The following is a 22,823-nucleotide window of genomic DNA, read 5'->3' as shown; positions in this document are numbered from 1 at the left end:
ATTACTCTATATTATACCATGATTTAACAGAAGATTCTGCCTCTGATTCCCAAAATATGCTATAATATAGGCAAAACACGAGAAAGGAAAATACTATGATTAAACTACTTGCTCTTGATATGGACGGTACTCTACTTAACGAAGCCAAGGAAATTCCTCAGGCTCATATTGATGCCATTCATAAGGCTATCGAAAAAGGTGTCAAACTGGTCCTCTGTACTGGTCGTCCTCTCTTTGGAGTTCTTCCCTACTATAAAAAACTAGGTCTTGATTTGCAGAATGAATACGTTATTGTCAACAATGGTTGTTCTACACACCAAACTAGTGACTGGGGCCTTGTTGACTGGCGAGAACTTAGTAAATCTGACATCGAATACCTGAATGAACTTGCTGAAAAGAGTGAGGTCCAGTTGACTCTCTTTGACAAGGAACACTACTTCGTTCTCGGAGGCAAACCAAATCCTATTGTTCAATATGATGCTACACTTGTCTTTGCTGACCTGACTGAAATCTCACTGGAAGAAGCTACTAGCGGGAAATATCGTATGTTCCAAGGCATGTTCTTAGGCACAAAAGAACAAACGGATGACTTTGAACAACGGTTTGCTGAAGAACTTTGTCAACGTTTTAGCGGTGTTCGTTCTCAACCTGTTATCTATGAGGCGATGCCACTTGGCACAACCAAGGCTTCTGCTCTTTCTCGTTTGGCTGAGATTTTAGATATCCAACCTTCTGAAATCATGGCTATGGGTGATGCTAATAACGACATTGAGATGTTAGAGTTTGCTGGTCTTGGGATTGCTATGGGAAATGCCAGCGACCACGTCAAATCTCTCGCGGATGCCGTAACAACCAGCAATGAAGAAGAAGGCGTTGCACGCGCTATTGAAAAATATATTTTGTAAATAAATAAAAGCAACTAGCTGAACATTCTGCTAATTGCTTTTTATTTTTAGAACAAAGCTGTTAAAGCGGTGATAATCCCAAAAACAATACCTGGTGCATTAGCTGCTGCCAAAGGAATATCACGTTCTTTTTTAAAAAGTCCGTAGTAAACCCAAAGACTGCAGTTAATTGCAGCTACTGCTGGCTGGATAAAGTTCCCCTTTTGACCTGCAAGGTTGTTCATAATTTGTGGAATATATGAGATATACATCATTACAGACATAAAGGTTGCAATCCAACCCAACGTTTTCATTTGCTTTTCAGTCATTTTCTTCTCCTTTCGACATAGAACCACTGTATTATACACTATTTTTCAAAATCATGTAAGAAAAAATTTCCATTGTTATGAAAACGTAAATTATCACAATCTTGTGATAAGATAATCATCAAAAAATCCCTCTGAATATTACAGAGGGATTCTTATTCGTTAAGAGAACTTACTTTTTCTCAATCGGTGCTACACTGGCTAAGAGTTTTTTGAGACCAACCTCTGGAAAATTGATTTTTAATTCCTGTGTTGATCCACTGCCTGAAACTTCCAGCACAGTTCCTTCACCCCATTTTTTATGAAGGGCAATATCCCCAACAGACCAGCTAGTCTCACTAGAAGCTGATTTAGTGTCAGATGCAAATTGTCCAAATGGTAAGCCACTTGATTGGATCGATGTAGGAGCAGCATTCCGTTTTCGTTCTTGAAGCGCCTGAGCCAAACTCATTCCTTTACCAAATGCTGTTCCTCCACCACTACTGTATGATGCTTTAAAACTTGTATTAGCTGGACGAGCCAGACCTTGATACGTCAACAAATCTGAACTAATCTCGTTGATAAAACGGGTCGGACGATTGTAACTTGTACGTCCGAAAAGTAAGCGAGAGTTTGCGTTGGTCAGATAGAGAATCTTCTCAGCGCGCGTGATACCTACATAGGCCAAACGACGTTCTTCTTCCAATTCATCAGGATCTTCAGAGGCACGACTAAGAGGAAAGACATTCTCCTCCATACCGATAATAAAAACAACTGGAAACTCGAGTCCTTTGGCAGCGTGTAAGGTCATTAAGGTTACTTCTGACGTCTCCTGACTACCAGAGTCCGTATCTGCAATCAAAGCAAGATCATTCAAGAAACGACTGAGTTTATCCAATCCAGTCTCCTCTTCTTGACTTTCAGGATTGTCATCAAAGTTTTTGGTAACAGATAAGAATTCCTCGATATTTTCAACTCGAGCCTTACTCTCCAATGTTGCCTGTGCGTTTAGAATATCAACGTAACCTGTTTTTTCAAGGACAGTCTCAACCAACTCTGTAATTGTTAATTGGTCCAGTTTCTCCCTCAAATCAAGAATCATATTTGCAAAGTCCCAAATAGACTGAGCCGCTTTACCTTTGATACCTGATAACATGATATTGGCTGAAGCATCCAGCATGGACATTTCTTGCAAATTAGCAAAGTCGCGAATCTTCTCAACAGTTCCTGGTCCAATACCACGCTTTGGTTCATTGATGATACGCTCAAAACTGATATTGTCACTTAGGTTGGCAATGAGATTGAGGTAAGCAATGATATCACGGATTTCTTTTCGGCTGTAGAACTTGGTACCACCAACCATGGTATAAGGAATATTGGACTTGAGAAGGGCCTCCTCAATAGTACGTGACTGGGCATTGGTACGGTAAAGGACTGCAAAGTCTTTATGTAGGAAGTTTTGACTTCGACCAAGTTCATCGATGGTTTTGGCTACAAAAACAGCCTCATCTTGTTCGTCATTGGCACGATAATAGACAATTTGTTCCCCATCCGAATTTTGAGTCCATAGATTCTTTGGACGGCGATTTTTATTGTTTTTAATAACGTCATTAGCTGCTTGGAGAATGGTTTTGGTTGATCGGTAATTCTCCTCTAACAAGACAACCTTGGCTTGAGGATAATCCTTCTCAAAATCCAAGATATTCTGCATATCAGCACCACGCCATCCGTAGATAGACTGGTCCGCATCCCCAACAACACAGATATTTTTAAAGCGAGAAGCCAACAATTTGACCAGTTGGTACTGGGCATGGTTGGTATCTTGATACTCATCAACATGGATATATTGGAATTTTTGCTGATAGTAAGTTAAGACATCAGGATTTTGATCAAAGAGACGCAAGGTCAACATAATCAAATCATCAAAGTCAACTGACTCAGCTTGACGAAGTTCCTTTTGATAGGCCTCATAACACTTAGCGACAATATTTGTATATAAATCTCCTGCTTGTGCAGCATAAGCAACATCGTCAATCAGATCATTCTTAGCATTAGAAATGGTCCCTAAAATTGAGCGTTCATTCCACTTTTTAGGATCCAAGTTTAATTGCTTGAGAATGCGTTTCATCAGTGTTCGTTGCTCACCTGGATCGATAATGGTAAAGTTACGATTGTAACCAATATGATCCGCATCACGCCGTAAGATACGAACGCACATAGAGTGAAAGGTCGCTATCAAACAGTCCTGTGTAGCTGGATTGAGCCCATAGGCACGTTCTTTCATTTCACGAGCAGCCTTATTGGTAAAGGTAATGGCTAAAATATTCCAGGGATTAACCATCTTTTCATCAATTAAGTAGGCAATACGATGGGTCAAAACTCGTGTCTTACCAGAACCAGCCCCCGCCATGATCAGCAGTGGACCTTCTGTTGTTTGGACCGCTTCAGCCTGTCGATCATTCATACCGTTTAATAAAGGGTTCATTTTCTCTTCCTATTCCTATTCTTCAAATCAATGTTTCTATTATATCAAAAAAGACTGAAAATAACTCTATCAGAGACAGGCTTCCTTTTTTCCTAAAAAAGAACACTAACAAGTGTTCTTTTGATTTTATTCATGAATAGATTGTAAAAGTGTCAACAAGGCTTGAGCCGATCTGCGTCCTGCTTCTACGATAAACTCATCAAATGAAATAGAAGCTTCGTGGTTAGCATTATCACTCATGGCACGAACAACTAAGAAAGGTAGATTAAGCGCGTGAGCTGCTTGAGCGATAGCCGCTCCTTCCATCTCCACAGCAAGTACCTGAGGAAAATGTTCTTTTATAGCTTTAATCTTATCTTCACCCGCAATAAAACTATCACCTGTCGCAATCAAACCTAAATGCCATTTTTGGTTAAGTTTAGACAAACTCTCTTGAATTAAACTGACAAACTTCTTGTCAGATTCAAAGTAGAGTGGTTGTTGGGCCATCTGACCGTATTCATACCCAAAAGCAGTCACATCAACATCATGATAAGCTAGCTTATCAGCAATCACTACATCTCCAACTTCGATTCTTTCTGCTAAAGCACCAGCTGAACCAGTGTTGATAACAGCATCTACTTTAAAGTGGTTAGCTAAGATTGCTACACTCATAGCAGACATGACTTTACCAATTCCACTCTCGACCAAGACAAGATCGACTGAACCAATTTTACCCGTATGATACTTATTTCCTAATACCGTCTCTTCTTGAGCGTTTTCTAAATGTTGAATCAGATAAACTAGCTCTTCTGGCATAGCTGCTATAATTCCAATTTTCATGACATTCCCCTTAAATAAATCTCATTGCTAAAACTAGCAAAATCAAGAGAAGAATAACAGCAAATAGAATCTTATTCAGTTTTGAGTTAAAAACATTTCTCTTAGTATTTTCAATTCGACGACTTTTATGGATTTGTGGTTCAACCTCAATCGTTAGGGTATCTTGACTAAAACCATGATCACTTGAACGTGAAGCTCTATAAGGTTGAGATGAAGTAGATAATATCTTTGTTTCTTGATCGTCTACTAAAGTAGGACCAGAGATATTTTCACCACGATTTGCACGCTCGATTATTTCGTCTGTTAATAAAGGTTTTCCCATAGGTTCCTCCCCTATTTTTCTTGTAATTCCCAGTACTGGATAGCCATAATAGTCTTGGCATCACAGATATCACCAGACTGGATCAGTTGTTTAGCTTCTTCAAGACTAACTTCAAGTAATTCTAAAGTTTCATCTTCATCCTGTGGACGTGGATTTTTAACCTTTGTCAAATCACTTGCCAAATAAAGTTTTAATCGCTCATTACAGAAACCAATAGCAGAATAGAAATCATACAAAAGAGTTAGTTTTCCAGTGTAGGTAGCTTCTTCTTCCAATTCGCGAAGGGCTGCCGCTTCAGGATCAGCATTTTCTCCAATTTCTAGTTTCCCTGCAGGAATCTCAACAGAAACTTTTTCAATCGCCTTGCGATATTGCTTGACGAGAACAATCTTATTTTCTGGAGTAACTGCAAGAACACATACTGCACCATTATGGAAAATCAAATCACGTTGAGCTGTCCCTTTTCCATTAGGAAGTTCAACCTGATCTTGTACCAATTGGAAAATAGGACCTTTATAGATTTCTCTACGGCTGAGTGTTTTCTCTTCAAATTCCATGGTTAGCTCCTATTTGTTTTTAGGATGGTGAGGGAGATGAGTTGCATATTCGTCTTTGTTAACTTGGCGGCCACGACCGATGGCAATAGCATCAGCAGGCACGTCTTTAGTAATGGTTGAACCTGCGCCAACAAGAGAGTTATCTCCTAGTTCAACAGGAGCGATGATGGTTGAATTAGAACCAACAAATACATTGTTGCCGATGACTGTCTTGAATTTGTTTTTCCCATCATAGTTCACTGTTATAGTACCAGCACCAAAGTTGACGTCACTGCCAACTTCACAGTTACCAATGTATGTCAAATGGCCAGCTTTTGTATTTTCTCCAATGCTAGAACCTTTCACCTCAACAAAGTTTCCAATATGAACATCTTTTGCCAGGCTAGAATCTGGACGAATATGAGCGTAAGGTCCGACTGTAACACCATCAGCAACTGTGCTCTCCTCAATCATAGAGTTGGTAATCACTGCACCTGAACCGATAGTACTATCGACAATATAAGTTCCATTCGTCAAAATAGTCTCAGCACCAATCTTACTAGAACCTTTGAGGGTTACATTAGCTTCAATTTGTACATCTGGAGCAATTTCAACATCAATATCAATATAAGTCGCTTCTGGATTTACAAAACTAACGCCATTAATCATGTGAGCTTGGTTAATACGACGACGCATAACAGCTTCGGCTGTAGAAAGTGCTACACGGTCATTGACTCCGAGACTTTCATCAAAGTCTTTAAGAGTGTAGGCTCCGACTTTTTCACCAGCTTCACGGAAAATACCAATCACGTCTGTAATATAGTATTCGCCTTGAGCGTTATTGGTATTGATGTTTTTAAGAGCTTCAAAGAGACGAGCATTATCAAAAACATAAGTTCCTGTATTGATTTCTTTGATTTGCTTTTCAAAATCAGTCGCATCTTTTTGTTCAACAATTCTTAGTACTTCAGCATTATCATTGCGAACAATACGTCCATAACCAAATGGATCTTCAGCTTCTGCGGTAAGGATAGTGGCTACGTTCTTGTGATTCACATGAAAATCAATCAAGTTCTTTAAACTCTCACCAGTGATTAGCGGTGTGTCGCCAGCAATAACCAATGTTTGTCCAGAAAGACCCTCAAGAATTGGTTCGGCCATCATAACCGCATGACCAGTACCTAATTGTTCGGACTGTCTCACAAAATCAGTCTGTCCTGCTAAAACTTGCTCTACAAGTTCAGCCTTATGCCCGATTACAGTAACTGTTTTTTCAGGATTAATTGCGCCCACGCTACGAAAAACATGCTCAAGCATTGAAATTCCCGCAACCTTGTGCATAACTTTAGGTAGATCTGATTTCATACGGGTACCTTTACCCGCTGCTAAAATAATTGCATAATTTGCCATATTTTTCTCTTTTCTATAGAAATTCTTTATTATTATACCACAATTTACTTCACGATACACAAATTTGTTGACCTCAACATAACGCTAATGACTGTCACTACTCCGTTTTGAGTATTTTTTTTGATTTTTTTCACAAATTACGATAAACTATAGGAGTATGAGAAAAAAAATTCGTCCAGCTTTTATAGTTATTATATTTGCTGCTTTTATAGGACTCTTGATTCTCAATCGTCCACGATTCGAAGAACATCCTGTAAAAACCAAACAAAATCCAGTTCAAATAGAAACACAAGCTCTACATAACTTGGATAAGCCTATCATCGATATCTCTGGTTGGCAAAGACCGTCAGAGATTAACTATGATATTTTATCTAAAAATATCTCTGGTGCTATTGTTCGAGTCCACGGAGGAAACCAGATTACTACTGAGAACGATGCATCTTATACAAATGGAACAGATAAAGCTTATAAAAGTCATATCGCTGAGTTTCAAAAGAGAAATGTTCCAGTTGCTGTATATGCCTATGTATCTGGAAAAAGTGTAGAGGAAATGGAAAAGGCTGCTGAAGCATTCTACAATTCAGCTTCCCCATACAATCCAAGTTACTATTGGTTAGACGTTGAAGAAAAAACAATGTCAGATATGAACCAAGGAGTTGAGGCATTCCGTGCTAAGTTAGAATCACTTGGTGCTAAAAATATTGGTATATACATTGGTGTGTACTTCATGAAAGAACATAGCATCAGTACAGATAAGTTTTCTGCTATTTGGATTCCATCCTACGGACTTGACTCAGGCTACTTTGAAAGTTCACCAAATACAGACCTTGACTTTGATCTTCATCAATACACCTCAAAGGGTAAACTGGTTGGATTTGAACACCATCTAGACCTAAATCTTATTTCTTTGTCAAAAGATAAGCAAGAGACGTTTAGAAAATTATTCTTAAAACCTTAATTTCATTCAGCAAGCCAGATATTACTTCTGCTTGCTTTTTTTATTTCTCTTACTTTGTGATATAATACAAGAAGAGAATTTTAGAGAATAAATACGGAGAGAGTTTATGTTATCTTGGATTTCAAAAATAATTAAAGGTATTGTTATTGCACTAGGATTTATCTTGCCTGGTATTTCTGGTGGAGTCTTGGCAGCTATTTTGGGTATCTATGAGAGAATGATTCGTTTTCTTGCCCATCCATTTAAAAACCTAAAAGAAGATATTCTTTATTTCTTACCTGTTGCTATCGGTATGTTACTAGGTATTGGGCTATTTTCTTATCCAATTGAGTACTTACTAGAGCATTATCAAGTTTATGTTTTATGGAGTTTTGCGGGTGCTATTATTGGTACAGTCCCTAGTCTTGTAAAAGAGGCTACTCAAGATTCTGAAAGAGACAAAGTCGATCTTATCTGGTTTTGGGTGACCTTTATTGTTTCTGGAATTGGTCTTTACGCTTTAAACTTTGTGGTTGGTTCACTCAACGCAAGTTTCACAAGTTTTATCCTAGCTGGTGCTCTTCTTGCTCTAGGTATTTTAGTTCCAGGATTGAGCCCCTCAAATCTTCTCTTGATTTTAGGTCTCTATACCCCAATGTTAACTGGATTTAAAACTTTTGATTTATTTGGCACCTTCCTTCCAATAGGAATTGGAGCTGCTGCTACTCTTATTATTTTTTCAAAATTGATGGACTACGCTCTTCGAGAGTATCACTCTCGTGTTTATCACTTCATCATTGCAATCGTTCTTTCAAGTACACTCTTGATATTGATTCCAAATGCGGGTAATGCTGAAAGCATTAACTACAGTGGTTTATCTCTTGTGTCTTATGTGATTGTTGCCTTCTTTTTTGCTCTTGGCATTTGGTTAGGTATCTGGATGAGTCAGTTGGAGGATAAATACAAATAATGGTTAAGAAAGTTAAAGTTAAAAAAACCTTAGTAGAGCAAATTTTGACTAAGGCAGGTGTTGACCATCAAGGTATTCAAATCAATGCTTTAGAAGGAGAACTTCCTTCTGGTTATGATAGAAATCATATCTTTAAGACCTTAGCATTATTGGGTGATAAGACTGGTCCGGTAATAGGAATTGTTCCTATCACCGAACACCTTTCTGAAAAGAAATTAGCAAAGATTTCTGGTAATAAAAAAATTGCCATGATTCCTCAAAAGGATTTAGAAAAAACGACTGGATATATCCATGGAGCTAATAACCCTGTAGGTATCCGTCAAAAACACAACTACCCTATTTTTATTGATGAAACAGCTTTAGAATTGGAAAAATTGATTGTCTCTGCTGGCGAGGTCGGACACAGTATCATCATCGCACCTAAAGACCTGGCAAACTTTGTAAAAGCCAGCTTTGTAGACATTTTGGAGGAAAGTAACTCATGAAACTTTACTTTGTCCGCCACGGTCAAACAGTATGGAATCTAGAAGAGCGTTTTCAAGGTGCTGGCGGAGATTCACCACTTCTTCCTGAATCTATTGAAACTTTAAAAAACCTGGGCCAGTATCTTAAAGATATCCCTTTTGACAAGATCTATTCGAGTGATTTACCAAGAGCGGTAAAATCAGCTGAGATTATCCAAAGTCAACTGACAAACCCATGTCCCTTAGAAAGTGTTCCCGAACTCAGAGAATGGCACCTCGGTAAACTGGAAGGTCTAAAAATTGCGACTTTAAATGCTATCTACCCTCAGCAAATTCAAGCCTTTAAAACTAACTTAGCTAAGTTTGATACTCGCATGTTTGAAGCTGAATCACTTTACACTACAACTCATCGCACCATCCAATTTATCAGATCCTTAAAAAATTCTAAGGCAGAGCACCTATTACTAGTCGGTCATGGAGCGAACCTTACTGCTAGTCTTCGAACGCTTATAGGCTATCAGGAAGCTCTGCTTCGTAAAGACGGAGGTTTGGCCAATGCAAGTTTAACAATTATAGAGACCGACGACTTCGAAAAATTTACTCTTAAGACTTGGAACGATACATCCTATCAGAAAAATTAATTGAACTTGATCTACTGCGTCAAGTTCTTTTTAGTTTTTATAGAATATCCGTGAATTTCTTGATTATTTATGATAAAATGGGAGTATCGTGAAAAATTGATTTATTATTTCAAAATTTGATTATAAATTAGGAGGAACCCATGTCAACAGAACATATGGAAGAATTGAATGACCAGCAGATCGTTCGCCGTGAAAAAATGGCTGCGCTCCGTGAACAAGGAATTGATCCTTTCGGTAAACGTTTTGAACGTACTGCCAACTCTCAAGAACTAAAAGATAAATTTGCTGAGCTAGATAAAGAACAACTACACGAACTAAATGAAACTGCCACTATCGCTGGACGCTTGGTGACTAAACGTGGAAAAGGGAAAGTTGGTTTTGCTCACCTTCAAGACCGTGAAGGTCAAATCCAAATCTACGTTCGTAAAGATGAAGTTGGTGAAGAAAACTACGAAATCTTCAAAAAAGCTGACCTCGGAGACTTCCTTGGTGTCGAAGGTGAAGTCATGCGTACCGATATGGGAGAACTCTCTATTAAGGCTACTCACATCACTCACTTGTCTAAAGCCCTTCGTCCGCTTCCAGAAAAATTCCACGGTTTAACAGACGTTGAAACTATTTACCGTAAACGTTACCTTGATTTGATTTCAAACCGTGAAAGCTTTGAACGCTTTGTTACTCGCTCAAAAATCATCTCTGAAATTCGTCGTTATCTTGATCAAAAAGGTTTCCTAGAAGTTGAAACACCTGTTCTTCACAATGAAGCTGGTGGTGCTGCTGCTCGTCCGTTTATCACTCACCACAATGCACAGAATATTGATATGGTACTTCGTATCGCGACTGAGCTTCACTTGAAACGACTTATCGTTGGTGGTATGGAACGTGTTTATGAGATCGGTCGTATCTTCCGTAACGAAGGAATGGACGCTACACACAATCCTGAGTTCACTTCTATCGAGGTTTACCAAGCTTATGCAGACTTCCAAGATATCATGGACTTGACTGAAGGTATTATTCAACACGTTGCAAAAGCTGTTAAAGGCGACGCTCCAGTTATCTATCAAGGAACTGAGATAAAACTTAACGAACCATTTAAACGTGTACACATGGTGGATGCCATTAAGGAAATCACAGGGGTTGATTTCTGGAAAGATATGACTTTCGAAGAAGCCAAAGCTATCGCAGCTGAGAAAAAAGTTCCAGTTGAAAAACACTACACAGAAGTTGGTCATATCATCAATGCTTTCTTTGAAGAGTTTGTAGAAGAAACTTTAATTCAACCAACATTTGTCTATGGTCACCCAGTAGCTGTATCACCACTTGCTAAGAAAAATCCTGAAGATGAACGTTTCACTGACCGTTTTGAACTCTTCATCATGACTAAAGAATACGGAAATGCCTTTACTGAGTTGAATGATCCAATCGATCAACTTAGCCGTTTTGAAGCCCAAGCCAAAGCCAAAGAACTTGGTGACGATGAAGCAACTGGCATTGACTACGACTACATCGAAGCCCTTGAGTACGGTATGCCTCCAACAGGTGGTTTGGGAATCGGTATCGACCGTCTCTGCATGTTACTCACAGATACTACCACTATCCGTGATGTACTTCTTTTCCCAACTATGAAATAAAAACTAAACTCCTAGATGATTTCTAGGAGTTTTTTTGTAGTTAAAAAGACAACCTTATCAAAGAGGTTGTCTTTTGTGTTTGAATTAGAATAATCCAAGAACAGTTCCATCGCTTTCAACATCCATGTTGAGAGCGGCAGGACGTTTTGGAAGTCCAGGCATAGTCATGACATCACCAGTTAAGGCAACGATGAAGCCTGCACCAAGTTTTGGTACCAATTCACGAATAGTAATTTCAAAGTTTTCAGGTGCTCCAAGAGCGTTAGGGTTATCTGAGAAACTGTATTGAGTTTTGGCCATACAGATTGGCAGTTTATCCCAACCATTTTGTACGATTTGTGCAATTTGAGTTTGAGCTTTCTTTTCGAAGTTTACTTTGCTACCACGGTAGATTTCAGTAACAATCTTTTCAATTTTTTCTTGAACAGAAAGGTCGTTGTCATAGAGACGTTTGTAGTTGGCTGGATTTTCGTCAATTGTTTTGACAAGAGTTTCAGCCAAAGCAACGCCTCCTTCAGCTCCATCAGCCCATACGCTAGCCAATTCGACTGGTACATCGATTGAAGCACATAGTTCTTTCAAGGCCGCGATTTCAGCTTCTGTATCAGAAACAAATTCATTGATAGCAACAACCGCTGGAATACCGAACTTACGGATATTCTCAACGTGGCGTTTCAAGTTTGCAAATCCAGCACGTACTGCTTCTACATTTTCCTCTGTCAGAGCATCTTTAGCAACTCCACCATTCATTTTAAGGGCACGAAGAGTCGCTACAATGACTACTGCACTTGGAGCTGTTGGCAAGTTTGGAGTCTTGATATCCAGGAACTTCTCTGCACCAAGGTCTGCACCAAAACCAGCCTCAGTTACTGTGTAATCAGCTAAGTGAAGTGCTGTTGTCGTTGCCAATACAGAGTTACAACCGTGGGCAATATTTGCAAAAGGACCACCGTGTACGAATGCTGGTGTACCATAGATTGTTTGCACCAAGTTGGGTTTAATAGCATCTTTCAAAATCAATGCCAAGGCACCCTCAACCTGTAAATCACCAACTGAAACTGGTGTGCGGTCATAACGGTAGCCAATAACGATATTAGCCAAACGACGTTTCAAATCTTCAATATCAGTTGCCAAGCAAAGGATAGCCATGATCTCTGAAGCCACGGTAATATCAAATCCATCTTCACGTGGAATACCATTAAGCGGGCCACCAAGACCAACAGTTACATGGCGAAGAGCACGGTCATTCAAGTCAACAACACGTTTCCAAAGAATACGACGTTGATCGATTCCTAGCTCATTTCCTTGGTGCAAATGATTGTCAATCAAGGCAGAGAGAGCATTGTTGGCAGTTGTAATAGCGTGCATATCTCCAGTAAAGTGAAGGTTGATATCTTCCATTGGTAACACTTGGGCATAACCACCCCCAGCAGCTCCACCTTTAATACCCATAACAGGGCCAAGTGAAGGTTCGCGGATGGCAATCATCGTTTTCTTGCCAATCTTGTTCAAAGCATCAGCAAGACCAATGGTAATGGTTGATTTTCCTTCACCTGCTGGCGTTGGGTTGATAGCTGTGACAAGAATCAACTTACCAACTGGGTTTGCCTCAACTTCACGAATCTTATCAAAGCTTAGTTTAGCCTTGTACTTTCCATATAACTCCAAATCATCGTATGAAATACCAAGTTTCTCAACAACATCAACGATCGGTTTTAACTCAATACTCTGTGCAATTTCAATATCTGTTTTCATAAAAAACTCCTCTAGCCTCTAATGTGTTAATTCATTATATCATAAAACAAGATTTTTAACAGTCATTATGATTAGTAACGTTCGTAAATATCGCTAAATAACGACTTTCTTTATCTCTATTTAAATTTTTATATGCCTTTATAGATTTTAACTATGGATTAACATCCTATTTTCGGCCCTTGTTACATCGCTTTCATTTTACTTAATGCTCATTTTTTTGTACAATAGTTCTATGAAAATTTTAGTTACTTCTGGTGGTACAAGTGAAAAAATTGATAGAGTTCGTTCTATTACCAATCACTCTTCCGGTAAACTTGGAAAAATTATCACCGAGACTCTTCTAAAGGCTGGCCATGAAGTTTGTTTGATTACCACTCTTCAGGCAGTTAAGCCAGTTAGTCATCCAAATTTGACAATCATCGAAATTAAAAATACAGCTGATTTGCTACAAGTCATAAAAGATAAGGTTACGGATTACCAGGTCTTAATCCATTCTATGGCTGTATCAGATTACACTCCTGTCTATATGGCTGGATTCGATGAGGTTCAAGCTAGTCAAGATTTAACAGAGTTTTTAGATAAGAAAAATCAGGAAACAAAAATCTCATCTAAGGAAGACGTTCAGGTTCTATTTCTTAAGAAGAATCCCAAAATCATATCTCTTGTTAAAGAATGGAATCCTAACATTCACCTGATTGGATTTAAATTACTGGTTGATGTCAGCCAGGAATATCTGATTCAAATTGCTCGGGAAAGTCTTGAAAAGAACCAAGCTGATTTAATTGTCACAAACGACCTTACTCAGATTAGTAGCGAGCAACACAAGGCTTACTTAGTTGAAAAAAATTCTTTCCAAACTGCTATGAGTAAACATGAAATTGCTGATTTACTCCTCGAGAAAATCAAAAGTTATGACTAAAAGAAAGGGATTTTATGGCCCGTATTACACTCGCTATTACAGGATCTATTGCTGCATACAAGACAGTTGACCTAGTTAGTTCTTTAAAAAAACAGGGGCATTCTGTTACTGTTCTTATGACTCAGTCAGCAACAGAATTCATTCAGCCATTAACTTTACAAGTACTATCTCAAAATACTGTACATCTCGATGTCATGCACGAACCTTTTCCAGATCAAGTGAATCACATTCAAATAGGAAAAGAAACAGATTTATTTATCGTAGTTCCTGCGACAGCCAATACAATCGCTAAATTAGCTCACGGTTTTGCTGACAATATGGTGACTGCTACTGCTCTTGCTTTGCCACACTTTGTACCCAAACTATTGGCTCCAGCTATGAACACAAAGATGTATGACCACCCTGCGACCCAAGCTAATCTTAAAACTTTAGAAGATTATGGTTATACTATTATTTCTCCCAAAGATTCTCTACTGGCCTGTGGGGATACAGGTCGTGGTGCTCTCGCAGATCTCGAAACTATTTTACAAGAAATAAAGGATAAAATTCATGAACAAACGCTCTAATATTGCTCCAATCGCTATCTTTTTTGCCATTATGATTGTTATTCATTTACTAAGCTCAATTTTATTTAATATACTTCCCTTTCCAATCAAACCAACCATCGTTCACATTCCAGTAATTATTGCAAGTATTATCTACGGACCAAGAATCGGCGCAACCTTAGGTTTCTTGATGGGAATGCTTAGCTTAACGGTTAATACTCTCACAATCCTGCCAACAAGCTATCTCTTCTCACCATTTGTACCAAATGGTAACTTTTATTCAGTTGTGATCGCAATTGTTCCTCGTATCTTAATCGGTTTGACCCCTTATTTCGTCTATAAACTACTAAAAGGAAGAGCTGGACTCATCTTTGCAGGTGCACTTGGCTCACTCACGAATACAGTTTTTGTCTTAGGCGGTATCTTCTTTCTCTTTGGTAATGTTTTTGATGGAAATATTCAAAAACTATTAGCGACTGTTATCTCAACAAATTCAATCGCAGAATTAATTATCTCGGCTGCTTTAACTCTCGTCATTGTTCCGAAACTTGAAAAAATTAAACAATAAAAACTGTATCTCTTGATACAGTTTTTTATTTCTATTACTGGGCTAAACGAGCCTCTTCTAAAATCTTTTCAATCTTTGTTGTCAGTAAATCAATTGCTACTGTATTTGACACTCCTTCTGGAATAACGATATCTGCATAACGCTTTGTTGGCTCGATAAATTGATGATACATAGGTTTTACGACTCCAAGGTACTGATCAATGACGCTATCCAAACTACGACCACGTTCTTCCATATCGCGTTTAATACGACGGATGATACGAACATCATCATCAGTGTCCACAAAAATCTTGATATCCATCAAATCACGAAGACGTTTGTCTTCCAAAACCAAGATTCCTTCCACTATAAATACGTCTTGTGGTTCTTGACGATAGGTTTTCGAGCTTCTTGTATGGGCAGCATAATCATAGGTAGGAATATCAACAGGACGTCCTGCCAACAATTCTTTGATTTGCGCAATCATCAAGTCAGTATCAAAAGCAAAAGGATGGTCATAATTAGTCTTAATACGTTCTTCAAAGGTTAGATGAGATTGATCTTTATAGTAGGAATCATGCTCAATCATGGCAATTTTTTCATTTGGAAAATGGGATAAGATTGCCTTAGAAACACTGGTTTTTCCTCCACCAGATCCCCCTGTTACTCCGATAATGATTGGTCTGTTTTGCATAGTTGCCTCCGTATTTTTCCTTTGTCTATTTTACCATATTTTTAGAAAAATTTACAGGTGGACTTTTCAAATTAGAGTAGAAAAAACCTTGTAATTTAGTTCTACAAGGTTTTAATGTTTTTAATCAAAGTTAACGTATTCTTTAGAAAGTTCAAGAACTTCTTCCATTGTTGAACATTCAGTAAGAGCACGGTTAGCGTATTCTTGCATCTTAGCTGTGTCAAGTTTCTTCATCAAGCTACGTGTACGAAGTACTGAAGTAGCTGACATAGAGAACTCATCCAAGCCCATTCCGACAAGGAGTGGAACAGCAGTTTGGTCACCAGCCATTTCACCACACATACCAGCCCATTTACCTTCAGCGTGAGCTGCTTTGATTACGTTGTTAATCAAACGAAGGATCGATGGGTTATATGGTTGGTAAAGGTATGAAACTTGTTCGTTCATACGGTCAGCAGCCATTGTATATTGGATCAAGTCGTTTGTACCAATTGAGAAGAAATCAACTTCTTTGGCAAATTGGTCTGCAAGCATAGCTGCAGCTGGGATTTCAATCATGATACCAACTTGGATATCATCCGCAACAGCAACACCTTCAGCAAGCAATTTTGCTTTTTCTTCTTCAAGAATACCTTTAGCAGTACGGAACTCTTTCAACAAAGCAACCATTGGGAACATGATACGTAATTTACCGTGAACAGATGCACGAAGCAAAGCACGTAATTGAGTACGGAACATCTGGTTACCAGTTTCAGAAATAGAAATACGCAAAGCACGGTAACCCAAGAATGGGTTCATTTCTTTAGGAAGATCGAAGTAAGGAAGTTCCTTATCCCCACCGATATCCATTGTACGAACGACAACAGGTTTACCGTTCATACCTTCAAGAACTGCTTTGTAGGCTTCATATTGATCGTCTTCTGTAGGGAAGTCTTGAGAGTCCATGTACAAGAATTCTGTACGGTAGAGACCAACAGCTTCAGCACCATTTTCGTTCACACCTTCAACGTCTTTTGGTGTACCGATATTAGCTGCCAACTCAAAGTGTTTACCATCTGCAGTAACAGTTTTAGCATCTTTCAAAAGAGCCCATTCAGCTTTTTGTTTAGCGTAAGCTTCACCAGCTGCTTTGAATTCTGCAATTTGTTCTTCAGTTGGGTTGATTACGACTTCACCTGAAATACCTGAAACAGCCAAAACATCACCATCTTTTACAAGTTCAGTGATGTTGTTTGTACCCAATACAGCAGCTATTTCAAGTGTACGAGCCATGATAGCTGAGTGGCTTGTACGTCCACCAATGTTTGTTACAAAAGCTTTTACAAAGTTTTTGTCCAATTGAGCAGTATCAGACGGAGTCAAGTCGTGCGCAATCACAATCACTTCTTCATTGATTGAAGCTGGGTTTGGCAATTTCTTGCCAAGAAGATTTGCCAAAACACGTTTGGTAACGTCGCGAATATCCGCTGCACGTTCTTGCATGTATGGGTTGTCTTCCATTCCTTCGAAGATAGTGATAAACATGTCTGTAACTTCTTTCAGACCTGCTTCTGCATTTACTTTCTTTGCACGAATTGTTTCTTTAATCTGACCGATCAATTCAGGGTCAGCAAGAACCATCAAGTGAGCGTCAAATACTTGCGCCGCTTCTTCACCAAGCGTACCTACAGCCTTCTCGCGGATAAGAGAAAGCTCGTTTTGAGAAGCTTCAAGAGCAACATCCAAACGAGCCTCTTCTGCATTTGTATCTTCGACTGTAATAGTCTCGAATGATAAATCCGGTTGAACGAGTAGATATGCTTTAGCAACTGCAACACCATCAGATGCTGCGATTCCTTTAAGCATTTCTGTCATATCCTTATGCCAATCCTTCTTTTTCCATTGTTTCTGAGATAGCAGCGATAGCATCATCAGCGTCTGCACCTTCAGCACTGATCGTAACGTCAGCACCTTGACCAACACCAAGGCTCATAACACCCATGATAGATTTAAGGTTAACTGATTTACCTTTGTACTCAAGAGTAATATCTGAAGCAAATTTGCTAGCAGTTTGTACCAACAATGTTGCTGGACGTGCGTGAATACCTGTTTCTGCCACTACGTGGAAATCTTTAGAAGCCATAATTTGACTCTCCTTTAAATGTTTTCTTTTTGAGTTATATCTGATAACCCTTACAATTTGGTATTATATCACCTTCTAGGATTTTTTTCAAGTATTTTATGGGATTTCTTCTTTTTCCTTTCAGATAACTTGCTGAAAATCTTCTATTTTATGTATCAAAATACATCATATAGTTTTTTAAAATTTTAACATTTAGAAAACGCTGTTATTTATGGGTTTGATTTTTTACAATCACTATATATTGTGTTCGGATAACTCTCATCTGAAAAAAATCTACAATATTTAGTTTTTCTTCGTTGACAAAGATTTTTTTTCTGATATACTTAAGAAGTAATTAAATTTTGAAAGAGGAGTTACAGAATGGTAACCGTTTATTCTAAAAACAATTGTGTTCAATGTAAAATGACCAAACGATTCTTAGATAGTAACAACATCGCATATCGCGAAATCAATCTTGATGAACAACCTGAATTTATTGAACAAGTTAAAGAGCTAGGCTTCAGCGCTGCTCCTATCATTCAAACACCAACTGAAGTTTTCTCTGGTTTCCAACCAGCAAAACTTAAAGAACTTGCTTAAGTATCAGGATTAAAAGCTTCTATGTCAATCTTAGAAGCCTTTCTTTTGTAATGAATTAAAGGAAATTTTATGGGATTAAAACAACTTGAGGACGTAACTTACTTCCGTCTAAATAATGAAATCAACCGTCCTGTTAATGGACAAATCATGCTCCACAAAGACAAAGAAGCCTTGGACGCTTTCTTTAAAGAAAATGTTGTACCAAATTCTATGGTTTTTGATTCTATCACTGATAAAATCGATTACCTTATTAAACAAGATTATATCGAAACAGCGTTTATCAAGAAATATCGTTCAGAATTCTTAGAAGAGCTTTACCAATTTATTAAGGATCAAAACTTCCAATTCAAGTCTTTCATGGCAGCATACAAGTTTTACAATCAATATGCCTTGAAAACTAATGACGGAGAGTACTATCTTGAGAGCATGGAAGACCGTGTCTTCTTTAACGCTCTTTACTTTGCTGATGGTGACGAAGCTATCGCAATTGATATTGCCAATGAAATCATCCACCAGCGTTACCAGCCAGCTACACCTTCTTTCTTGAATGCGGGCCGTGCACGTCGTGGTGAATTGGTATCCTGTTTCTTGATTCAGGTAACAGATGATATGAACTCTATTGGACGTTCTATCAACTCAGCTCTTCAACTTTCACGTATCGGTGGTGGTGTCGGAATTTCCCTCAGCAACCTTCGTGAAGCTGGAGCACCTATCAAAGGGTATGAAGGTGCTGCTTCTGGTGTCGTACCAGTTATGAAGCTTTTCGAAGACAGCTTCTCTTACTCTAACCAATTGGGTCAACGTCAAGGGGCTGGGGTTGTTTACCTTAACGTCTTCCACCCAGACATTATTGCTTTCCTTTCTACTAAGAAAGAAAATGCTGATGAAAAAGTTCGTGTCAAGACTCTTTCACTTGGTGTTGTGGTTCCAGATAAATTCTACGAATTAGCACGTAAGAATGAGGAAATGTACCTCTTCAGTCCTTATTCTGTTGAAAAAGAGTATGGTGTACCTTTTAACTACATCGATATCACAGAAAAATACGATGAATTGGTGGCAAATCCAAACATCCGTAAGACAAAAATTAAGGCCCGTGATTTGGAAACAGAAATTTCTAAATTGCAACAAGAATCTGGCTATCCTTATGTTGTCAATATCGATACTGCTAACCGTGCAAATCCTGTCGATGGTAAGATTATCATGAGTAACTTGTGTTCAGAAATTCTTCAAGTCCAAGAACCAAGTCTTATCAACGATGCGCAAGAATTCCTTAAAATGGGTACGGACGTTTCATGTAACCTTGGTTCAACAAACGTAGTCAACATGATGACATCACCTGACTTTGGTCGTTCTATCCGAGCTATGGTACGTGCTTTGACTTTCGTTACAGATAGTTCTCACATCGTCGCAGTTCCTACAATCGACCACGGAAACAGCAAAGCTCATACATTTGGACTTGGAGCTATGGGACTTCACAGCTATCTTGCTCAACAATTAATCGAATACGGATCACCTGAATCGGTTGAATTCACAAGCATCTACTTCATGCTTTTGAACTACTGGACTTTGGTAGAATCAAATAATATTGCGCGTGAACGTGGTGTTACCTTCCATAACTTTGAAAAATCTGACTACGCAAACGGAAGCTACTTTGATAAGTACACAAGTGGTGAGTTTGTACCGAAATCTGATCGTGTTAAAGAGCTTTTTGAAGGTATCTTTATCCCAACTGCTGCTGACTGGGCTGAACTTCGTGATAAAGTTAAGGCAGATGGACTTTACCACCAAAACCGCCTTGCTGTAGCACCAAATGGTTCTATCAGTTACATCAACGATGTTTCTGCTTCTATCCACCCAATCACTCAACGTATTGAAGAACGCCAAGAGAAGAAAATCGGTAAGATCTATTATCCTGCTGCAGGATTGTCAACTGAAACGATTCCTTACTACACTTCTGCTTATGACATGGATATGCGTAAAGTCATTGATGTTTATGCTGCGGCTACTGAGCACGTAGACCAAGGACTTTCTCTCACTCTCTTTATGCGCAGTGATATCCCAACAGGACTTTACGAATGGAAGTCAGAAAACAAACAAACAACACGTGACTTGTCTATCCTTCGTAACTACGCCTTTAACAAGGGAATAAAGTCTATCTACTACGTTCGTACCTATACAGATGACGGCGGTGAAGTTGGTGCTAACCAATGTGAAAGCTGTGTGATTTAAGGACTTACTTAGAACATCTATACTATTAGGTAATAACAAAAAGTCGAGTTACCGACTTTTTGTGCGGTAGACCAAACCTAAAATGATACAAGATTCATCATCATTTTATTTAATTAAATCAAAAGAAAGAGATTTGTAATGGAAACTTACTACAAAGCCATTAACTGGAATGCCATCGAAGATGTCATCGATAAATCAACATGGGAAAAACTAACCGAACAATTTTGGTTAGATACTCGTATTCCTTTATCTAATGACTTAGATGACTGGAGAAAGTTATCAAATCAGGAAAAAGACTTGGTAGGAAAAGTCTTTGGTGGTTTGACACTTTTGGATACCATGCAATCTGAAACTGGGGTAAATGCGCTCCGTGCTGATATCCGTACTCCTCACGAAGAAGCTGTTTTTAACAATATCCAATTTATGGAATCTGTTCACGCTAAGTCTTATTCTTCAATCTTTTCAACTTTAAATACCAAATCTGAAATTGAAGAAATTTTTGAGTGGACTGATACGAATCCATATCTTCAGAAAAAAGCACAAATCATCAATGAAATTTACCTCAATGGTACTCCTCTGGAAAAGAAAGTAGCCAGTGTATTCCTTGAAACCTTCCTCTTCTATTCTGGTTTCTTTACACCACTCTACTACCTTGGTAATAACAAATTGGCTAACGTTGCTGAAATCATTAAGTTGATCATTCGTGATGAGTCTGTTCACGGTACTTATATCGGTTATAAATTCCAACTTGGTTTCAACGAATTACCTGAAGAAGAGCAAGAAAAATTAAAGGATTGGATGTACGACCTTCTCTACACACTGTATGAAAATGAAGAAGGTTATACCGAAAGCCTTTATGATGGTGTTGGATGGACTGAAGAAGTTAAAACCTTCCTACGTTACAACGCCAACAAAGCTCTTATGAATCTGGGGCAAGACCCTCTCTTCCCTGACTCAGCTGACGATGTAAACCCAATTGTTATGAATGGAATTTCAACTGGTACATCCAACCACGACTTCTTCTCTCAAGTTGGTAACGGATATCTACTTGGTGAAGTCGAAGCCATGCAAGACGATGATTATAACTACGGATTAGATTAATTTTTAAAAAAAAGAACATCTCTGTTTGTTTTGGACTAAGATGTTCTTTTGTTTTTGTTTATTTTTGTTTCCTTTAAGTTGCTTCAGTGTTTAAAATATGATAAAATGATATTAGATACAGGGGGTGATTCAATGCTAAAACAAGAGAAACTTGATTTGATTTTAGATATTGTCAATACCAAAGGAACAATCACTGTCAAAGAAATTATGAGTCGTTTAGATATCTCGGATATGACAGCTCGGCGTTATCTACAAGAGCTAGCTGACAAGGATTTACTTGTTCGAGTGCACGGAGGTGCTGAAAAGCTTCGTTCAGGCTCTCTATTAGCAAACGAACGCTCTAATATCGAAAAACAAGGCTTGCAAATCGCCGAAAAGCAAGAGATTGCTCGATTTGCCGGTCACTTAGTTGAAGAAAGAGAAACGATTTTTATCGGTCCTGGAACTACTCTTGAGTTCTTTGCTCGTGAACTTCCAATTGATAATATTCGTGTGGTTACCAATAGCCTACCTGTTTTCATTATCTTGAATGAACGAAAACTCACAGATTTAATTCTAATTGGTGGAAATTATCGAGAAATCACTGGCGCTTTTGTTGGTACTTTGACTCTCCAAGACATCGAAAGTCTTCAATTTTCTAAAGCTTTTGTTAGTTGTAATGGTATAAAAGATCATGCGATTGCTACTTTTAGTGAAGATGAAGGTGACGTTCAAAAACTAGCATTAAATAATTCTAATAAGAAGATTCTTCTTGCTGACCATAGTAAATTTGATAAGTTTGATTTTTATACTTTTTATAATATTGCAGATATCGATACTATTATCTCCGATTCAAAACTTAGCGATGAAACCCTAAAAGCTTTATCCAAACAAACAAAAATTATTAAATCAACACCTTAAAAAGTCTCACCAATGGTGAGACTTT

At 38.4% G+C, this 22,823-nt stretch carries 23 protein-coding genes; 13 read left to right on the top strand and 10 right to left on the bottom strand.

Going from position 1 to position 22,823, the window contains the following annotated elements; translation table 11 throughout:
- The first annotated feature begins 95 nt into the window (after positions 1-95).
- The gene (locus tag LG369_RS03875; protein ID WP_225750307.1) at positions 96-905 is read left to right on the top strand and encodes a Cof-type HAD-IIB family hydrolase; all 810 of its coding nucleotides are present in this window, start codon (positions 96-98) and stop codon (positions 903-905) included.
- Positions 906-952: 47 nt separating this feature from the next.
- On the opposite strand, the gene LG369_RS03870 is transcribed toward LG369_RS03875, so the two are convergent.
- From LG369_RS03870 to glmU, 6 genes are all read right to left on the bottom strand, one after another.
- A complete protein-coding gene (locus LG369_RS03870; RefSeq protein WP_006150712.1) occupies positions 953-1,213 on the bottom strand; it encodes a SemiSWEET family transporter in 261 nt (86 codons plus the stop codon).
- Between the two features lie 169 nt (positions 1,214-1,382).
- A complete protein-coding gene (gene pcrA / locus LG369_RS03865; RefSeq protein ID WP_225750306.1) occupies positions 1,383-3,674 on the bottom strand; it encodes a DNA helicase PcrA in 2,292 nt (763 codons plus the stop codon).
- 126 nt (positions 3,675-3,800) lie between these two features.
- Positions 3,801-4,496, bottom strand: a complete 696-nt coding sequence (locus LG369_RS03860) for a 5'-methylthioadenosine/adenosylhomocysteine nucleosidase (protein WP_225750305.1) — start codon at positions 4,494-4,496, stop codon at positions 3,801-3,803.
- Positions 4,497-4,506: 10 nt separating this feature from the next.
- Positions 4,507-4,818 carry a cell wall synthase accessory phosphoprotein MacP gene (gene macP / locus LG369_RS03855; RefSeq protein ID WP_225750304.1) on the bottom strand — a complete coding sequence of 104 codons (312 nt, stop codon included), beginning with the start codon at positions 4,816-4,818 and terminating at the stop codon, positions 4,507-4,509.
- Between the two features lie 11 nt (positions 4,819-4,829).
- On the bottom strand, positions 4,830-5,375 hold the full coding sequence (locus LG369_RS03850; RefSeq protein WP_225750303.1) for an NUDIX hydrolase: 546 nt from the start codon (positions 5,373-5,375) through the stop codon (positions 4,830-4,832).
- A gap of 9 nt (positions 5,376-5,384) precedes the next feature.
- Positions 5,385-6,764, bottom strand: coding sequence for a bifunctional UDP-N-acetylglucosamine diphosphorylase/glucosamine-1-phosphate N-acetyltransferase GlmU (gene glmU, locus LG369_RS03845; RefSeq protein ID WP_225750302.1), 1,380 nt, complete (start codon positions 6,762-6,764; stop codon positions 5,385-5,387).
- A 157-nt stretch (positions 6,765-6,921) separates the two neighbouring features.
- On the opposite strand from glmU, the gene LG369_RS03840 reads away from it, so the two are divergent.
- The 5 genes from LG369_RS03840 to lysS all read left to right on the top strand — a co-directional run bounded on the left by LG369_RS03840 (position 6,922) and on the right by lysS (position 11,407).
- On the top strand, positions 6,922-7,722 hold the full coding sequence (locus LG369_RS03840; RefSeq protein ID WP_225750301.1) for a glycoside hydrolase family 25 protein: 801 nt from the start codon (positions 6,922-6,924) through the stop codon (positions 7,720-7,722).
- A gap of 106 nt (positions 7,723-7,828) precedes the next feature.
- Positions 7,829-8,671 carry a DUF368 domain-containing protein gene (locus LG369_RS03835; RefSeq protein ID WP_225750300.1) on the top strand — a complete coding sequence of 281 codons (843 nt, stop codon included), beginning with the start codon at positions 7,829-7,831 and terminating at the stop codon, positions 8,669-8,671.
- Positions 8,671-9,156 carry an aminoacyl-tRNA deacylase gene (locus tag LG369_RS03830; RefSeq protein ID WP_070677431.1) on the top strand — a complete coding sequence of 162 codons (486 nt, stop codon included), beginning with the start codon at positions 8,671-8,673 and terminating at the stop codon, positions 9,154-9,156. The genes LG369_RS03835 and LG369_RS03830 overlap by 1 nt, the downstream gene beginning before the upstream one ends.
- Positions 9,153-9,776, top strand: coding sequence for a histidine phosphatase family protein (locus LG369_RS03825; protein ID WP_225750299.1), 624 nt, complete (start codon positions 9,153-9,155; stop codon positions 9,774-9,776). Before LG369_RS03830 ends, LG369_RS03825 begins: the two co-directional genes overlap by 4 nt.
- A 140-nt stretch (positions 9,777-9,916) precedes the next feature.
- The gene (gene lysS / locus LG369_RS03820) at positions 9,917-11,407 is read left to right on the top strand and encodes a lysine--tRNA ligase (RefSeq protein ID WP_225750298.1); all 1,491 of its coding nucleotides are present in this window, start codon (positions 9,917-9,919) and stop codon (positions 11,405-11,407) included.
- Between the two features lie 84 nt (positions 11,408-11,491).
- Here the strand turns inward: lysS and LG369_RS03815 are convergent, their stop codons facing one another.
- On the bottom strand, positions 11,492-13,162 hold the full coding sequence (locus tag LG369_RS03815; protein ID WP_225750297.1) for a formate--tetrahydrofolate ligase: 1,671 nt from the start codon (positions 13,160-13,162) through the stop codon (positions 11,492-11,494).
- Between the two features lie 232 nt (positions 13,163-13,394).
- Here LG369_RS03815 and coaB point away from each other — a divergent pair, with 232 nt between their 5' ends.
- The 3 genes from coaB to LG369_RS03800 are packed head-to-tail and all read left to right on the top strand — an operon-like array spanning position 13,395 to position 15,194.
- On the top strand, positions 13,395-14,081 hold the full coding sequence (gene coaB, locus LG369_RS03810) for a phosphopantothenate--cysteine ligase (RefSeq protein WP_225750296.1): 687 nt from the start codon (positions 13,395-13,397) through the stop codon (positions 14,079-14,081).
- A gap of 14 nt (positions 14,082-14,095) precedes the next feature.
- Entirely contained in the window at positions 14,096-14,647 is a 552-nt protein-coding gene (coaC, locus tag LG369_RS03805; RefSeq protein WP_225750295.1) for a phosphopantothenoylcysteine decarboxylase, read from the top strand.
- The gene (locus tag LG369_RS03800) at positions 14,631-15,194 is read left to right on the top strand and encodes an ECF transporter S component (RefSeq protein WP_225750294.1); all 564 of its coding nucleotides are present in this window, start codon (positions 14,631-14,633) and stop codon (positions 15,192-15,194) included. Before coaC ends, LG369_RS03800 begins: the two co-directional genes overlap by 17 nt.
- A 34-nt stretch (positions 15,195-15,228) precedes the next feature.
- Here the strand turns inward: LG369_RS03800 and udk are convergent, their stop codons facing one another.
- From udk to LG369_RS03785, 3 genes are all read right to left on the bottom strand, one after another.
- Positions 15,229-15,867, bottom strand: coding sequence for a uridine kinase (gene udk, locus LG369_RS03795; RefSeq protein WP_070677412.1), 639 nt, complete (start codon positions 15,865-15,867; stop codon positions 15,229-15,231).
- 120 nt (positions 15,868-15,987) lie between these two features.
- Positions 15,988-17,721 carry a phosphoenolpyruvate--protein phosphotransferase gene (gene ptsP / locus LG369_RS03790; protein WP_225750492.1) on the bottom strand — a complete coding sequence of 578 codons (1,734 nt, stop codon included), beginning with the start codon at positions 17,719-17,721 and terminating at the stop codon, positions 15,988-15,990.
- A 4-nt stretch (positions 17,722-17,725) separates the two neighbouring features.
- A complete protein-coding gene (locus LG369_RS03785; protein WP_000146947.1) occupies positions 17,726-17,989 on the bottom strand; it encodes a phosphocarrier protein HPr in 264 nt (87 codons plus the stop codon).
- A 360-nt stretch (positions 17,990-18,349) separates the two neighbouring features.
- On the opposite strand from LG369_RS03785, the gene nrdH reads away from it, so the two are divergent.
- The 4 genes from nrdH (at position 18,350) to LG369_RS03765 (ending at position 22,798) form a co-directional block, all read left to right on the top strand.
- Positions 18,350-18,568: a glutaredoxin-like protein NrdH gene (nrdH, locus tag LG369_RS03780; protein ID WP_225750293.1), complete on the top strand. Its 219-nt coding sequence runs from the start codon at positions 18,350-18,352 to the stop codon at positions 18,566-18,568.
- 69 nt (positions 18,569-18,637) lie between these two features.
- Positions 18,638-20,797 carry a class 1b ribonucleoside-diphosphate reductase subunit alpha gene (gene nrdE / locus LG369_RS03775; RefSeq protein WP_225750292.1) on the top strand — a complete coding sequence of 720 codons (2,160 nt, stop codon included), beginning with the start codon at positions 18,638-18,640 and terminating at the stop codon, positions 20,795-20,797.
- Between the two features lie 138 nt (positions 20,798-20,935).
- The gene (gene nrdF / locus LG369_RS03770; protein WP_006151169.1) at positions 20,936-21,898 is read left to right on the top strand and encodes a class 1b ribonucleoside-diphosphate reductase subunit beta; all 963 of its coding nucleotides are present in this window, start codon (positions 20,936-20,938) and stop codon (positions 21,896-21,898) included.
- 132 nt (positions 21,899-22,030) lie between these two features.
- On the top strand, positions 22,031-22,798 hold the full coding sequence (locus LG369_RS03765; RefSeq protein WP_225750291.1) for a DeoR/GlpR family DNA-binding transcription regulator: 768 nt from the start codon (positions 22,031-22,033) through the stop codon (positions 22,796-22,798).
- Positions 22,799-22,823 lie beyond the last annotated feature (25 nt).

Source organism: Streptococcus sp. Marseille-Q4154 (assembly GCF_916700545.1).
Classification (GTDB): Bacteria; Bacillota; Bacilli; order Lactobacillales; family Streptococcaceae; genus Streptococcus; species Streptococcus infantis_I.
Note: the sequence above shows the minus strand (reverse complement) of the source record. Positions and strands in the feature narration are given on the sequence as shown.